The sequence below is a fragment of the Methylomonas sp. Uni0011 genome, assembly GCF_056850255.1.
Window position 1 is genome coordinate 14257 of record NZ_JBVVNO010000027.1, and the last position, 14747, is coordinate 29003.

14 protein-coding genes, 2 tRNA genes and 1 pseudogene are annotated in these 14747 nt (G+C 50.8%); 13 read left to right on the plus strand and 4 right to left on the minus strand.

Annotated features, from left to right (window positions below):
* The 5 genes from cysM to AC0IM9_RS19315 all read left to right on the plus strand — a co-directional run bounded on the left by cysM (position 1) and on the right by AC0IM9_RS19315 (position 3868).
* Positions 1 to 891: a cysteine synthase CysM gene (gene cysM / locus AC0IM9_RS19295; RefSeq protein ID WP_482805099.1), complete on the plus strand. Its 891-nt coding sequence runs from the start codon at positions 1 to 3 to the stop codon at positions 889 to 891.
* Between the two features lie 86 nt (positions 892 to 977).
* Positions 978 to 2300, plus strand: a complete 1323-nt coding sequence (gene rlmD, locus AC0IM9_RS19300) for a 23S rRNA (uracil(1939)-C(5))-methyltransferase RlmD (RefSeq protein ID WP_482805100.1) — start codon at positions 978 to 980, stop codon at positions 2298 to 2300.
* Entirely contained in the window at positions 2297 to 2794 is a 498-nt protein-coding gene (locus AC0IM9_RS19305; RefSeq protein ID WP_445370669.1) for a L,D-transpeptidase family protein, read from the plus strand. Before rlmD ends, AC0IM9_RS19305 begins: the two co-directional genes overlap by 4 nt.
* A gap of 72 nt (positions 2795 to 2866) precedes the next feature.
* Positions 2867 to 3670 carry a tRNA pseudouridine(38-40) synthase TruA gene (gene truA, locus AC0IM9_RS19310; RefSeq protein WP_482805101.1) on the plus strand — a complete coding sequence of 268 codons (804 nt, stop codon included), beginning with the start codon at positions 2867 to 2869 and terminating at the stop codon, positions 3668 to 3670.
* Positions 3671 to 3781: 111 nt separating this feature from the next.
* Positions 3782 to 3868 (plus strand) — tRNA-Leu (locus AC0IM9_RS19315).
* Between the two features lie 162 nt (positions 3869 to 4030).
* Here the strand turns inward: AC0IM9_RS19315 and AC0IM9_RS19320 are convergent.
* Both AC0IM9_RS19320 and AC0IM9_RS19325 read right to left on the minus strand, forming a co-directional pair.
* Complete coding sequence (locus AC0IM9_RS19320) at positions 4031 to 4918, minus strand: fructosamine kinase family protein (protein WP_482805102.1); 888 nt, start codon at positions 4916 to 4918, stop codon at positions 4031 to 4033.
* 10 nt (positions 4919 to 4928) lie between these two features.
* Entirely contained in the window at positions 4929 to 6593 is a 1665-nt protein-coding gene (locus AC0IM9_RS19325; protein WP_482805103.1) for a glutamine--tRNA ligase/YqeY domain fusion protein, read from the minus strand.
* A 234-nt stretch (positions 6594 to 6827) separates the two neighbouring features.
* Between AC0IM9_RS19325 and rpoH the strand changes: the two genes are divergently transcribed.
* The 5 genes from rpoH (at position 6828) to AC0IM9_RS19350 (ending at position 9520) form a co-directional block, all read left to right on the plus strand.
* Positions 6828 to 7682, plus strand: coding sequence for an RNA polymerase sigma factor RpoH (gene rpoH, locus AC0IM9_RS19330; protein WP_140912955.1), 855 nt, complete (start codon positions 6828 to 6830; stop codon positions 7680 to 7682).
* A gap of 51 nt (positions 7683 to 7733) precedes the next feature.
* Positions 7734 to 7818, plus strand: a tRNA-Leu gene (locus AC0IM9_RS19335).
* A 295-nt stretch (positions 7819 to 8113) separates the two neighbouring features.
* Positions 8114 to 8452: an Arm DNA-binding domain-containing protein gene (locus AC0IM9_RS19340; protein WP_482805104.1), complete on the plus strand. Its 339-nt coding sequence runs from the start codon at positions 8114 to 8116 to the stop codon at positions 8450 to 8452.
* Between the two features lie 63 nt (positions 8453 to 8515).
* Complete coding sequence (locus tag AC0IM9_RS19345) at positions 8516 to 8635, plus strand: helix-turn-helix domain-containing protein (RefSeq protein ID WP_482805105.1); 120 nt, start codon at positions 8516 to 8518, stop codon at positions 8633 to 8635.
* A 498-nt stretch (positions 8636 to 9133) separates the two neighbouring features.
* Positions 9134 to 9520, plus strand: coding sequence for a hypothetical protein (locus AC0IM9_RS19350; RefSeq protein ID WP_482805106.1), 387 nt, complete (start codon positions 9134 to 9136; stop codon positions 9518 to 9520).
* Here AC0IM9_RS19350 and AC0IM9_RS19355 read toward each other — a convergent pair.
* Complete coding sequence (locus tag AC0IM9_RS19355) at positions 9497 to 9721, minus strand: ogr/Delta-like zinc finger family protein (protein WP_482805122.1); 225 nt, start codon at positions 9719 to 9721, stop codon at positions 9497 to 9499. The two genes, AC0IM9_RS19350 and AC0IM9_RS19355, sit on opposite strands and share 24 nt — an antisense overlap.
* A 54-nt stretch (positions 9722 to 9775) precedes the next feature.
* Entirely contained in the window at positions 9776 to 11428 is a 1653-nt protein-coding gene (locus AC0IM9_RS19360) for a hypothetical protein (protein WP_482805107.1), read from the minus strand.
* Positions 11429 to 11745: 317 nt separating this feature from the next.
* On the opposite strand from AC0IM9_RS19360, the gene AC0IM9_RS19365 reads away from it, so the two are divergent.
* The 3 genes and pseudogenes from AC0IM9_RS19365 to ftsH all read left to right on the plus strand — a co-directional run bounded on the left by AC0IM9_RS19365 (position 11746) and on the right by ftsH (position 14287).
* Positions 11746 to 12018, plus strand: coding sequence for an Arm DNA-binding domain-containing protein (locus AC0IM9_RS19365; protein ID WP_482805123.1), 273 nt, complete (start codon positions 11746 to 11748; stop codon positions 12016 to 12018).
* Positions 12019 to 12162: 144 nt separating this feature from the next.
* A pseudogene (locus AC0IM9_RS19370) lies at positions 12163 to 12288 on the plus strand (hypothetical protein); the annotation flags it as partial.
* A gap of 70 nt (positions 12289 to 12358) precedes the next feature.
* On the plus strand, positions 12359 to 14287 hold the full coding sequence (ftsH, locus tag AC0IM9_RS19375) for an ATP-dependent zinc metalloprotease FtsH (RefSeq protein WP_482805108.1): 1929 nt from the start codon (positions 12359 to 12361) through the stop codon (positions 14285 to 14287).
* Positions 14288 to 14747 lie beyond the last annotated feature (460 nt).

Sequence of the window (14747 nt, forward strand, 5' to 3'; positions counted from 1 at the left end):
ATGAACTTCCCAACCATTGAGTCTTTTGTCGGAAATACGCCATTGGTGCGCCTGCAACGTCTGCCGGTGGCCGGCGGCAACACCGTTTTATTGAAGTTGGAAGGCAATAATCCGGCCGGTTCGGTCAAGGACCGGCCGGCTGTCAGCATGATCAAGCACGCCGAAGCCCGCGGCGAGATCAAACCGGGCGACCGGTTGATCGAAGCCACCAGCGGCAATACCGGTATCGCATTGGCGATGGCCGCGGCGATCAAGGGTTATAAAATGACCTTGATCATGCCCGACAACATGAGCGCGGAACGGATCGCGTCGATGAAAGCCTATGGCGCCGAGATCATTTTGACCCCGGCAAAACAGAGCATGGAAGGCGCGATCGATTTGGCGCGGGCGATGGAAGCCCGCGGCGAAGGCCGGATTTTGGACCAGTTTGCCAATCCCGATAATCCGCGGGCGCATTACGAAGGAACCGGCCCGGAAATTTGGCGCGACACCGATGGCAAAGTAACCCATTTCGTCAGCTCGATGGGGACTACCGGCACGATTATGGGGACTTCGAGGTATCTGAAGCAGCAAAATCCGGATGTTCAAATCGTCGGCGTGCAGCCGGCAGGCGAATCGAAGATACCCGGCATCCGCCGCTGGCCGCAGGAGTATCTGCCGAAAATCTACGACGCCAGCCGGGTGGATCGGATCATCGAAGTCGAGCAATTGGATGCCGAAAACACCACGCGCAGTCTGGCGGCGGTGGAAGGTATTTTTGCCGGGGTCTCTTCCGGCGGTGCCGTGTTTGCCGCGTTGAAATTGGCCGAGCAAGTCGAAAACAGATTGATCGTCACCATCGTCTGCGACCGCGGTGACCGCTATTTGTCGACCGGCGTATTTCCGACCTGAACCACCTCTTTTAAACTATCCGTCTTCGCATCCTGTCATGTCGGGTCGCGCTCTACCGAGCGGCCCCGACCTAACTTCTACTGATAATGGCCCACAAGAAAAAACTTCCGCTCGAACCCGTCACCGTAACCATCGAATCACTGTCCCACGACGGCCGCGGCGTCAGCCACGTCAACGGCAAAGTGGTATTCATCGACGAAGCCTTACCCGGCGAAACCCTGGATTTTGTCTACACCGACAGCCGCCGCGATTATGCTGAAGGCAAGGTCGTCGAATTGCACGACCGCAACCCGCATCGGGTGGAGCCGGCTTGTCCGCATTTCGGCCGCTGCGGCGGTTGCAGTTTTCAGCATGTCGACGACGCCGAGCAAATTCATTTCAAGGAAGAATTGTTGCGCGACCAGTTCCGCCGGATCGGTAAGCTGGAAATCCCGCAAATCTGGGAAGCGTTGACCGGGCCGCATTGGGGATACCGGCGTAAAGCCAGGATGGGCGTGAAATGGGTGGCGAAGAAGGGCAGGGTGTTGGTCGGCTTTCGTGAACGGCGCAATCCGTTTTTGGCGGAAATCGATAGTTGCAAGGTCATGCATCCTATCGTCGGCGAAAATCTGTTGGCCTTGGGCGAAATGATCGCCGGCCTGTCGATCAAGGACAAGATTCCGCAGATTGAAGTCGCGATCGGCGACAACGACTGCGTGCTGGCGGTGCGGGTATTGGAACCGCCTAATTTGGCAGACAAGCAGCGCATGCGCGAATATGCCGAAAAGTTGGGGGTAACGATTTGTCTGCAACCGAAAGGCCCGGACAGCATCGTGCCGCTGGACGGGGAAGCCGAAGTCGTGCCGAGTTATGCCTTGGCCGAGCAGGGCGTCAAATTCAATTTCCGCCCGGCGATGTTCACTCAAGTGAACTATGAAATTAACCGGAAGATGGTGAGCCGCGCCATTGAGGCCTTGGAGTTGGGCAAAGACGACCGGGTGCTGGATTTGTTTTGCGGCCTGGGCAATTTCACCTTGCCATTAGCGACCCGCACCGGCCATGTCGTCGGCGTGGAGGGCGATTTGCCGTTGGTCAACCATGCCAGGGAAAATGCCCGTCTCAACAATCTGCAGAATGTCGAGTTTCACGTCGCCGATTTGAGCAAAGACGTCAAGGATCTGCCGTGGTGCAAGCAAAAATTCGATAAAGTCCTGCTCGACCCGTCGAGGGCCGGTGCGTCGGAGGTTTTGCACAATTTCAAGCATTGGCAGCCGGAACGGATCGTTTATGTGTCCTGTAATCCGTCGACGCTGGCCCGCGACGCCGGTATTCTGGTCAACGAACTCGGCTACAAACTGGTCAAAGCCGGTGTGATGGACATGTTCCCGCAGACCGCCCACGTCGAATCGATTGCATTGTTTGTGAAATGACGGAAGCGTCGGCGGCTTGCTTGATCGATGTGTCGATCGCCGAACAGCGCTTGCGTTTGCTGCAAGCCGGCGAAGTGGCTGCCGATTATCCGGTATCGACTGCAAAAAACGGTCCCGGCGAAAGAAAGGGCAGTTACTGTACGCCGACCGGCTGGCACCGGGTTCGAGCCAAAATCGGTGCCGGTTTGCCGATTAACAGCGTGTTCAAAGCCCGGCGTCCGACCGGCGAGATTTACAGTCCCGACTTGTCGATTCAACAGCCGCAACGCGACTGGATTTTGAGCCGGATTCTGTGGTTGGGCGGTTTGGAGCCGGGCAAGAACCGTTACGGCGAGGTCGATAGTGGCTGGCGGTATATCTATATCCATGGCACGCCGGACGAATTGATGAACGGACAACCGGAGTCGCACGGTTGCGTGCGGATGAACAACGCCGACGTGATTGCCTTGTTCGCTGCGGTGCCGGTCGGTTGCCGGGTATTTATTCATGTCTGAGCCTGGTATCCAAGAGATGACGGGCAACTTAAAACTGCGAAGCATGCCTGCCGATCACGGCGTGCCACCTGTATGAATCGCATTGTTTTAGGCATCGAATACGACGGCAGCGCTTACGCCGGCTGGCAATGGCAGCAGAGTAAGCGCACCGTGCAAGGCGAACTGGAACGTGCCTTGAGCAAAATCGCCTGCGCGCCGATCAGTGTGTTATGCGCTGGCCGCACCGATGCCGGCGTCCATGCGCTGGAACAAGTGGTGCATTTCGATAGCCCGGTGCAGCGCGATTTGCGCGGCTGGTTGATGGGTGGCAACAGCCATTTGCCGGACGATATCCGGATTACCTGGGCGCAGCCGGCGGTTGCCGACTTTCACGCCAGATACAGCGCCATTGCCCGAGCTTACCGCTATGTGATTTTGAACCGGCCGACAAAATCGGCCCTGCTGCGTAATCAGGCAACCTGGTGCTATTGGCCGTTGGACGAGCAGCGTATGCACCGAGCCGCGCAGCATTTGCTCGGCGAACACGATTTTTCCTCGTTTCGCGCCCAAAGCTGCCAATCGGTCAGTCCGAACCGACTGATGTATTTCATCGACGTCTACCGCGACGGCGAGAAAGTGGTGGTCGATTTATGCGCCAATGCCTTTTTGCATCATATGGTGCGCAATATCGCCGGCGTATTGATCGAAATTGGTAGCGGTAAACAGCCTGAGGATTGGACTGCCGAGCTATTGGTCGCCAAGGACCGTACTAGAGCTGCAATGACGGCGCCGCCCCATGGTCTGCATCTGGCCGCGGTGTATTACCCAAGCGAATATGGCGTCGCCAAACATCCGCTTTTCGATAAGTTGCCGGCTAACGCCAAGCGGTTTGATTGACGCGAACGGTTTGGCCGGCGTTTGCTGGACGGGGCCAGCCTTCGTTATTTAGGTAGATCAGAGTTGACATCTATGCTGGCGATCTATACAATGGCGACTTCACTTGACTCAGCCGAGGTGGTGAAATTGGTAGACGCGCTAGCTTCAGGTGCTAGTGGGGGTAACCCCGTGGAGGTTCAAGTCCTCTCCTCGGCACCATTTATTTTTCCGGATAAATGGCCTTTGTAATTCCCGCATTTTATTACGATAAGCCTCAAAGACATACATTGGTCTTTGAATAGCGTTTCATAACTCTTGCATCAAGAGCACTTCTTTGGCGAGCATCCCTTTCAGTTCCGCCGCGGTAACTTTTGTTTGAGATTATTTCAATTCCGAGAGCAGTTGCTCTAGCATACGGTTAGCCTGACTTAAATAGCCCGAGCCGAACAAATTCAAGTGGTTGAGAATATGGTAGAGGTTGTACAAGGTTTTGCGGACTTTGTAGCCTGGATCCAAAGGGTAGTACGCTTGGTACGCCGAATAGAATTCTCGGTCGAAACCGCCGAACAATTCGGTCATGGCAATATCCGCTTCGCGGTCGCCGTAATAGCAGGCCGGATCGAACATCACCGGCTTCCCCTGGCTGTCGGCGGCAGCGTTGCCGCCCCATAAATCGCCATGCAACAGGGATGGTTGCGGTCGATAGCTGTCGAATAGGCTGTTTAGCCGTTCCTGAAGTTTTTCCCCCTGTTTTTGCAGTGTGCCGCGATGGCCGTTTTCGGCGGCAAGTTGCAATTGCTTGGCCAGGCGCTGGTCGCGCCAAAATTCCATCCAGTCATGATGCCTCGGGTTGTATTGAGGAGTTGAGCCGATGGTGTTGTCGATGGTCCAGCCAAAGTAGGCTTGCGGTTGGAGGTGTATGCGGGCCAGTTGTTCGCCGAATAGTGCGGCAGCACCGGCTGACAAGGAGCGCAGTTCGATGTATTCCAAAACCAAGTAGGCGTATTGCTGATGCTGGCCATGGCAGACCACATTCGGGATGCGGACAGCACCGATACCGGCCAATTCGGTCAAGCCGACGGCTTCGGCAGCAAACATGTCGGCCAATTCCGCTCGGTTAAGTTTGATAAACCAGTCGATACCCTGGCTTTGTAACCGATAAGCGGAATTGATGTCGCCGCCGCCGACGTTAGTCAGGCGAGCTTCGGCCAGATTTTGTCCGGTCGATTGCGCCAGATGCTGCATCAAGGGTTGCAATCGGTCCGACATCGGCAGGCCCTTATTTTCCCCAGCTGTCGCGTAAGGTCACGGTACGATTGAATACCAATTTGCCGGCTTTGCTATCCAGGTCGTCCAGGTAGAAATATCCGGTGCGTTCGAATTGGTAGCGCGTGTCCGGTGCCGGCTTGGCTAAGCTGGCTTCCAGGCGGCAGTCGCTAAGAATTTCCAGTGAGTTGGGATTGATGCCGTCCAGGAAATTGTCCAACGTGTCCGGGTTGGGGTTGCTGAACAAGCGGTCGTATAAACGCAATTCCGCCGGGATGGAATGCGCCTCGGATACCCAATGGATGACGCCTTTGACTTTGCGGCCTTCCGGGTTTTTGCCCAAGGTTGCGGGGTCGTAGCTGCAAATGAGTTCGACAACGCTGCCGGCAGCGTCTTTGATCACTTCATCGCATTTGATGACATAAGAGCCGCGCAAGCGCACTTCGCCGCCCGGCACCAGGCGTTTGAAGTCTTTGGGCGGGTTTTCCATGAAGTCGTCTTGTTCGATCAATATGACTTTGCCGAACGGCACTTCGCGGCTACCCATTTCCGGTTTTTGCGGATGGTTGGCAATCTGGTAGGTTTCGGTTTTGCCGTCTTCCCAGTTGCTGAGCGTCACTTTCAGTGGTCGCAACACCGCCATAGCTCGTGGTGCGCGTTCGTTCAAATCTTCGCGGATACAGTTTTCCAACACCCCCATCTCGATCCAGGAATCGTTTTTGGTCACGCCGATCCGTTCGCAGAAATCGCGAATCGCTTCCGGGGTGAAACCGGCGCGGCGTAGGCCGGAAATGGTCGGCATCCGCGGATCGTCCCAGCCGGAAACATGCTTCTCGGTGACCAGTTGCAGCAGTTTGCGCTTGCTGACGATGGTGTATTCCAGTTGCAGGCGGGCGAATTCGATTTGTTGCGGATGGCAAGGTGTGTTCAATTTATCCAACACCCAGTCGTACAAAGGTCGATGGTCTTCGAATTCCAAAGTACAGATCGAGTGGGTGATACCTTCCAGCATGTCAGACAAGCAATGGGTGTAGTCGTACATCGGGTAGATGCACCATGCGTCCCCGGTGCGGTGGTGGTGCACCCGGCGGATGCGGTAGATCACCGGATCGCGCATGTTGATATTCGGTGACGCCATATCGATTTTGGCGCGCAGCACATATTGGCCGTCGTTGAACTCGCCGGCGCGCATGCGTTGGAATAAATCCAGGTTGTCATCGATGCTGCGGTTGCGGTCCGGGCTTTCTTTGCCCGGTTGGGTCAAGGTGCCGCGGTCCATGCGCATTTGTTCTGAACTGGAACTGTCGACATAAGCGTCGCCTTGTTTAATCAGCTGCACCGCGTAGTCGTAGAGCTGTTCAAAATAATCCGAGGCGTGGAATTTGCCGGCATATTTGAATCCAAGCCAAGCGACGTCGCGCTCGATCGACTCCATGTACTCGACGCTTTCCTTTTCCGGATTGGTGTCGTCGAAGCGCAAATTACAGGTGCCTTTGTTTTCCAGTGCCAGAGTGAAATTCAGACAGATCGATTTGGCATGGCCGATATGCAGATAGCCGTTAGGCTCTGGCGGGAAGCGGGTGGCAACCTTGCCCTGGTTTTTGTTGGAGGCCAAGTCGGCGGCAATAATATGGCGAATGAAATTAGGCGCGGCGGTGCTGTTATCGTTGGCGGACATGTTCGGTTGCGAGTTGAGGTTTTAGATTTTTTGCGAGAACGCTGATAAAAGCTAAGCGTCCAGTCATTTTAACGAGTTTGTCGTGAGCCCGTAAAGGCGAATGCAAACCGCGATAGAAGCCGGAAAATGGTTTATCCAACTGATATATATAGAAATTGTTAAATTATTAGCACTCTTGTTAAACGAGTGCTAGAATTCGGGCATGTCTAATTTTTCAGAAAAATCGAGGAAGATATGAGTAACAGCTTGGCTTTACCCATCAATTTGTCGGTTGGGACTTTTGATTCATACTTGAACCTGATTGCGCAGATGCCCAAGCTCAGCGCCGAACAGGAGCAGGAACTGGCTTTACGTTACCGCGATCGTGGTGATTTGGAAGCAGCGCGCGAATTGGTGATGACGAACCTGCGGTTTGTCGCCCACGTGGCGCGCGGGTACTCCGGATATGGTCTACCGATGGCCGATATCGTGCAGGAAGGTAATATCGGCTTGATGAAGGCAGTCAAACGATTCGACCCCGACATGGGCGTACGTCTGGTGTCGTTCGCGGTCCATTGGATCAAAGCCGAAATCCACGAATATGTGATCCGGAACTGGCGTATCGTCAAAGTCGCCACAACCAAAGCGCAACGTAAATTGTTTTTCAATCTACGTAAATTCAAAAAGGAATTGAGCTATCTAACGCGGGAAGATGCCGAAGCGATTGCCGAAAATCTGGACGTAGACGTCAAAACCGTCTACGAGATGGAGCGGCGGCTGGACGGTCGCGACGTGGGGCTGGAGCCCACTGGCGACGATAGCGAAGATCAGGTGCAGGCCCCGATTGCCTACCTGGAACAACACGGCGCCGACCCGGCATTAATGCTCGAAGCCAGCGACTGGGAAGGTCGCAAGGAAGAGCTGCTGATGGATGCCATGGCGGGGCTGGACGAAAGAAGCAGGGATATTCTGGCTAGCCGGTGGTTGGTCGAAGAAAAAGCTACATTGCACGAGCTTGCCGATCGGTATCAAGTATCTGCAGAACGGATTCGGCAGCTTGAGCAAAACGCGATGAAGAAACTCCGAGCGGCGGTGACATTAGAAGCTTGATAAAAAAACATTTGTCATTTCTGAATATTTCAGTATAATGACGCTTTCTTTGCCGGGGTGGTGAAACTGGTAGACGCGCCGGATTCAAAATCCGGTTCCTTCGGGAGTGTCGGTTCGATTCCGACCCTCGGTACCACCTACCTATCTAAGGTAGTCCAAAGAAATTTAAAAACCCGCGAGCCTCAAGGCTTAGCGGGTTTTTTATTGTCCAAAGAAATCAAGCCAAAGCCCACCTTATGCACCAAAATTTGTTGTACTGGTAAATTTAGCCGCTAAAACTGTGGGCCAGTACAACACCGGTACAACAGAATGGCGATAAATCTGAATAAAGACACAGTCTATAGGGCAGCAAAATCAAAGGAAAAGGATTATAAAATCAGTGATGGCGGCGGTTGGTGCTACTGTTCAAAAAAGACGGTGCCAAGCGATAGATGTTCTACTACCGATTCGAAGGCAAACAAAACACCTTAGGCTTTGGCGTTTATCCTGACGTCACTCTTGAAAACGCCCGCCGAAAAGCGGAGGAAGCCAGAAGCAATCTCGCCAGCTGCATTAATCCCGGCGCGATCAGAAAGCAAGCCAAAGTCGACAAACAGCAAACCGTCGAAAATCAAAAACGCCTCGAAGCCGGTTTGCCAATCATCAATAACCACTTACGCGAAGGCGACGTGTTACACGTGCATTCGATAGACCGTCTAGCGCGCAATCTGAAAGACCTGCAAAACATTATTGAGCAGTTCACCGGAAAAGGTGTCTCGGTCAAGTTTTAAAAGGAGCACCTCACCTTCGAAGCGGCCAAGGCGCACGGGCGGAAGTTGGGCGCGCCGGCAAAAATGTCCGCCGAGCAGGCTGCCGAGATAAGAGCGAGGATCGAAGCCGGCGAAGAGAAAAGCGCCGTCGCCAAAGCCTATGGCATCAGCCGGCCGACCCTGTATAAACTGCTAGCCGCTTGATTGAGACTGGCGAAGAACTGGCGCGGGAAAATTGATTAAAGCCTGGGTGCCGGACGACTGCAAAACGGAAAATGAAGAGAGGCGCCGCCGATACCAGGACAGACATTACCGGCGCATTGGACAGGGATGACACAGCTAGCCCCATCAACACCTCTCGGATGATTGTAGCCCAAGCGGCACCTTGGCCGAAAGCGGCAGCGCCGACCGATAAAATCTCAATTACGCAAAAAAAGACTTGACAAGGTTTTTCGCGTAAAAACCAATTTTTTACCACCTCTCACCCTGCCGCGCAGAAAGCCGTTTCTCGCATCCGACGATCAGCCAGGCGCTGCGCCTGAGCCGAGACGATACACGGCCGGCAGCCCATTGCCTTGCGGCGCATGCGCGCCATTCTCGAAGGCAAAAATCGAGTTTTAAAACCGGCCTTATAATCAATAAGCCACTGATTAAGCTTGGTTTTATCCGAATTTCAAAAAGCCATATCAGTTATTCACCCTTTTGGCGACGCTGAACGTCGCTCGCAATTTTGGAGAAATAAACATGGCCCTCACAGTACCCAGTGCCGATAGTTTTGGTGGCTTGCCCGATGTCCGCCAGCGCAGCGACCGTCCGGCCGCCAGCTTTCTGAATCCGGGGGAAACCTTGGCTTTGGAATCGGCCAGCCAAGCCGCCACCGCGCTAAACAACGCTGCAATTCAACTCGCAAAGCAGGAGCGTGAAAAAAACATCGCCCTGCAAGCCAAAGCCGGCGCCAACGACTTGGACGTATTCGACCAAGACCAGGCCTTCGGTAACACGAAAAAATTTAAGTGTTGTCAAATAAAGTACGGTATTCGAGCTTTCCAACATGAGCTCTTCTCTCTATTTCTTGCTCAAACTTCTTAATAGATTAATTGCTAGTTGTGCCGTAGATTTTACGGGAGGATTTAGCCAATGTTTAAAACCAAGTGACACTAAAAAGGTAGCTTCACATTCGCTTGTGTTCAGACACTGGCAATATAGAACTGCCACTGTTTTTGCATCATTTAGATTATTACGAGAGGTTGCTCTAGTCTTTTGCATGCAATTTGGACAGTTTAATTTTATTTGAAAGTTGTTGCTGAGTTACTACAAAATATTGAGCACTATATTGTCTTGTTATTACTTAAGTCTTTCAGTTAAATTGGAGGCATCAAAACGCCAGTATATAATTCTGGAAAGCCTGCTTGTCGGGTCATTTGAATAAATATTACGACAAGCAGATAAAAAGTTTTTGGCCCCAACTGAAAAGCAGTTGTCATTTTCGGAATTTATCCACTTAATATGCTTATTAAAGAATATACGTAGCTTTTCTTTTGTAAGCTGCTTTAATGCGGCTTCATACTGTTCGACTGTAGAGTTGCTGAAAGCTGCGATTTCTCTATTCCCCCACCCACCATTAGAAACAATGTTTTCTAATGCTTCTATAAGACTTAGTTGTTGAGTTTTTTTTAGCTCAATTTCCTCCAATTTCTCAGTTATTTTTTTGTGAACTTTGTTCCCAAACTGCGTGCTTCCTGAAAAATCAATATTTTCTTGATTTTCTATGCTATCCAAACAAGCATCAATAAATTTATTTGCTAGTTGCGTTTCTCCAATATTCTCAACAGTTTCAACTATAGCTGTAACTGTTTCGTAATTGAGCATGCTAACCACAGTTAGCAGGTTATTTGCTAATTCTAACAATTCTGACTGGCTTTTATCAGGATCCCAATAAACACTTTGGAAAAAATCTCTAAGCCGGGCATCTACATCCGAACTATTTTTTTGCTTTTTGTATATTTCAAATTGAGATTTTATGCCTTCGATGTCAAGCATTCCATTCTGTAGGAAGTCATAAACCATTTCCTCGAATCTGTCTGAACTAACAATTCCTAAATTCCACAATAGCGCATCCCAATAAATCTCATTGTCCGTTCGTTTGTTTTCTTTGTCTGGAAGTAAGTGCCGCCAAGAGCTTGATGATTTTATATATTCAAACGGGGGAGGATTTTCGATGGCTCGATAATGAGATGCGGTTAACAATACGGTGCTCGGTATCCAATTAGTTAATATATCATCGTCAGCATTAGCCTCATCTCTTAGCAAAACAACTGTATTTATTATTTTATTAATAACTCTTATATTATTAATTTTCAACACTTCAATAGATTTCTTGATCTCAGAAATGTAGGCGTCTGATCTCTTGTTTGCGGCAATATCAAAAGACTCTGAAGATGTTGGTTCTAGCGTAATTTCGACATCAATTATTTTCTCGTGTAGAGAAGACCATATGGTGCTATCTGATAGCTTGTCAGTATTTATAAGAATTAAAAATCTGTTTTTGTGATTTTGAGAGTATTCATCTAAGAATCCAAGCAGCTCATCTATATCAAGCGATTTATGCTTTCGCTCAATGTCGTCTATTACAATTAACTTGTATTTTAATAGATTTGGCAGCCATAAAAGAATTCCTTCTTCTGTTGAATATCCTGTGAATTTTCCTAAAAATTTATCTATAATTCCGCCACCTGTTAGCATTGCCTTATCAACAATATCTATATCGCTTTGACAAATATCTTTAAAAAGTCGCAATTTAAGTTCATTTATTGTCTTCACCCCGAACAATGAAACATATATTGGTTTTTTACTAGAAATTGTTTTTTCTTCAGAAATGTCTTTCCAGAGCTTTGTTTTTCCAGTCCCCCATTTTCCTTTTAATACAACCACTTTGTGTTCATCGTTATTTAGTAGTTTCTCTAGTCTAAATTTTGTTTTCTTAAAGTTGTTACTCATTTTCAAAAATTCTTCTATATTTTTTATGGTAAAAATTATAATTTCCTGCAAAATCTAAATTATGCCTGAATTTGCATTTAGTTTGCATACATCCCAGTGTTTTTAATATCATTCAGTTAACCGGATAGCCCGACGAGGCGAAAAGCGGGTTTCGTCAGCTCTTTTCCGGTATTCCATAGTGACGGCTACGCTTTGACGCAGGGGCAATGCTGCTGGTGTATTTTTCCGGATAAGGCAATTGGTAACAGCTTGCATTTTTAGTGTTTGCTTATTTTAAAAAATAATGGATTCGTTTTGAAAAATAAATACTTAAATAAATTTCTGCTCGCAATGCCAAACCAGTAGACAAAGACTTTCGCCTAAACAACGGTTCTGGATTGTATTTGCTGGTTAAGACCAACGGCGCCAAATGGTGGCGATTCGATTATTCCATCGACGGCCGCCGAAAAACTATTTCTCTTGGCGTTTATCCCTCAACCAGCTTAACCGATGCCAGGCGTAAAACGGACAAGCCCGCGCGCCTGTGGTCAACGGCAGCGATTCCAACAAAATTTGAAAAACCCATAAAGCCCCCAAACAGGGAGCGTTAGAACAGGAAAGGCGCCTCGATGCCGGCCTGTGCTGATTATCAGCTTCAATATGTCACCCGAGAATGGCTGGCGTCGCCCGCTCACCCCGTTCTAAATATTACTCAGCAAAAGAAACAGTGCCGCTTCGAGTGATATGTCTTCCCGGCGATCGGACAAATGCCGATCGGCGACTTGAAGTCGCCGGATGTTTTCGCCATCGTCCAGCCGCTGATCATCAAAAACCAATGGGACCGCGCGGCGCGAGTGACGGCGGAGAAAGCCGCTAGTTGATAAGTCGATAAAATACGGTAAAAGTGGAGTAGAGTATTTTGCGAATAAGAAACTAACGAGGGCGAAGGTCATGATAGATAAGCAAAAAATCGGCGAGATTTACCGGCTTGCGGTCGAATGGCTGAATGCGGCCTGGGCTTGGCTACAGGGGCGTTGGCGCGCTTTTAATGCCAAAAGCGCGGATGGCGCCGGCCAATCCGGCAGCGACGCGCCGAAGCAATCGCGATTCTGGTTGTATCTGCTTTTAGGTATTTTCCTGTTGTCGATTTTTGCCGGCGGCGAACGTATCCAGGGTCGGGAAATCCCGTATAGCCAGTTCATCAATCTGGTCAATGAAGACAAAGTGGAAAATGCCGTCGTGACCCAGCGCTTCATTAACGGCACCTTGAAGCAGGAAGACCAAAAGATCGGCAAACAATTTTTCACGATACCGCTGTGGGACGAGTCGTTGGTCAAAAACCTGCAGGCGCATAAGGTGGAATATGTGGTCAGGAGCGGCGATAACTGGGCCAGCAGCTTGTTGTTCAATTGGATCATTCCAATCGCGATTTTTGCCGGCATCTGGATCTGGCTGTTACCGAAAATGGCCGGTGGAGGCGGTCGCGGTTTTCTGAATCTGGGCAACAAAATGCGCATCCAGCAGGAAAGCTCGAAAACTACGTTCGACGATGTAGCCGGCGCCGATAGCGCCAAACAGGAACTTAAGGAAACCATCGAATTTTTAAAAGCGCCGGAAAAATTGCAAAAGCTGGGTGGGCGGATGCCGAAAGGCGTATTACTGGTCGGCTCGCCGGGTACCGGGAAAACCTTGCTGGCGCGGGCCGTTTCCGGCGAGGCCGGCGTGCCGTTCTTCAATATCAGCGCTTCCGAGTTTATCGAATTATTCGTCGGTGTCGGCGCGGCGCGGGTGCGGGACTTGTTCGAACAGGCCCGGCAGAAAGCCCCTTGCATCATTTTCATCGACGAACTGGATGCGATCGGCCGTTCTCGCGGCGGCCCGGTGGTGATGGGCGGCAACGACGAACGCGAGCAGACCTTGAACCAATTATTGACCGAAATGGACGGTTTCGACGCCACTTCCGGCGTTGTGGTGATGGCAGCGACCAATCGGCCGGAAATTCTGGACAAGGCCTTGTTGCGCGCCGGCCGTTTCGACCGGCAAATCGTGGTCGACAAGCCCGATCAACTGGATCGGGTGGCAATCCTGAAATTGCACACTAAAGGCATGCAACTGGACAAAGACGTCGATCTGACCATCGTTGCCAAGCGCACCCCCGGTTTCGTCGGCGCCGATCTATCCAATATTGCCAACGAGGCGGCGATTTTGGCGGCCCGGGCCGGCCGCGACACCGTGAACATGGCCGATTTCGAAGCGGCGATCGACCGGGTTATGGCCGGGCCGGAAAAGAAAAACCGTGTGCTCGGCCCGGAGGAAAAACGCCGGGTGGCTTACCACGAAGCCGGCCATGCCTTGGTTGCCGAGAACGTGCCGACCGGCCAGCCGGTGCACAAAATCTCGATCATTCCGCGCGGCGTATCGGCGCTGGGATTTACTTTGCAACTGCCGGTCGAAGAAAAATACCTTTCCACCGAAGCGGAACTGAAAGACCAAATCGCCATACTGCTGGCCGGAAGGGTGGCCGAGCAACTGGCGTTGCAGAGCGTTTCCACCGGCGCCCAAAACGACCTGGAAAAAGCCAGCGAAATTGCCCGCAACATGGTGTGTTACCTGGGTATGAGTAAAAAACTGGGGCCGTTGATTTACGGCCAACGCCAGCAGCTGCAGTTTTTGGCCGGAGATGTTACCGAACAGCGTAACTACAGCGAAGAAACGGCGCGCGTGGTCGATGCCGAAGTTCGCGAGCTGGTCGAAGATGCCGAACGCCGGGCCCACAAAATTCTGACCAGTAAGCGTGGCCAGTTGGATCGGCTCGCCGAGTTGTTGCAAGACCGGGAAGTAATACAGCGAGAAGAGATGTTGGAGTTGATCGGCGCGTAGGTAGCGGCGTAGCCTTTTGTTACGTTGAAAGGGATGTCTGGCAGTCCGGCGGCTTTCGCATGTCGCCGGATTGAACATATCTGCTGAGCGTGAACGGCGCAGGTGCCGGAATCAGGCGATATATTCAACATGAAGATTATTGAAGTTTATTGTCGAAAAATTTTACAAGTGTTTGTTGAATAATCAGTTTTCTAATATTTATGGAGCGGTTTCGTTACGATGCTTCCGGCTATTTTGTTTAGCGGGATGGGCTTTGTGCTTAGTCGGAAATTTTTACATATTTCTGTAACAAAGACCTGTTTCGTGTGAGGCTCGTCACATAAAGTGGTTATTTTTTCTTGCTTATTTAGTAAGTGCACATATTTTGCTTGGTGTCGGTGTGTAGGGAAAGTCTTTAAGAATTGTGATTTTAGCGATAGCGAGGCCAAAGATTATGGACACCAAGAAAAACGACACATCA

Coding starts and splice junctions, on each gene's coding strand:
- rpoH (WP_140912955.1), top strand. CDS start 6,828: ATGAGTAACAGCTTGGCTTTACCCATCAATTTGTCGGTTGGGACTTTT.
- AC0IM9_RS19360 (WP_482805107.1), bottom strand. CDS start 11,428: ATGAGTAACAACTTTAAGAAAACAAAATTTAGACTAGAGAAACTACTA.
- truA (WP_482805101.1), top strand. CDS start 2,867: ATGAATCGCATTGTTTTAGGCATCGAATACGACGGCAGCGCTTACGCC.
- AC0IM9_RS19320 (WP_482805102.1), bottom strand. CDS start 4,918: ATGTCGGACCGATTGCAACCCTTGATGCAGCATCTGGCGCAATCGACC.
- rlmD (WP_482805100.1), top strand. CDS start 978: ATGGCCCACAAGAAAAAACTTCCGCTCGAACCCGTCACCGTAACCATC.
- cysM (WP_482805099.1), top strand. CDS start 1: ATGAACTTCCCAACCATTGAGTCTTTTGTCGGAAATACGCCATTGGTG.
- ftsH (WP_482805108.1), top strand. CDS start 12,359: ATGATAGATAAGCAAAAAATCGGCGAGATTTACCGGCTTGCGGTCGAA.
- AC0IM9_RS19345 (WP_482805105.1), top strand. CDS start 8,516: ATGTCCGCCGAGCAGGCTGCCGAGATAAGAGCGAGGATCGAAGCCGGC.
- AC0IM9_RS19340 (WP_482805104.1), top strand. CDS start 8,114: ATGTTCTACTACCGATTCGAAGGCAAACAAAACACCTTAGGCTTTGGC.
- AC0IM9_RS19305 (WP_445370669.1), top strand. CDS start 2,297: ATGACGGAAGCGTCGGCGGCTTGCTTGATCGATGTGTCGATCGCCGAA.
- AC0IM9_RS19325 (WP_482805103.1), bottom strand. CDS start 6,593: ATGTCCGCCAACGATAACAGCACCGCCGCGCCTAATTTCATTCGCCAT.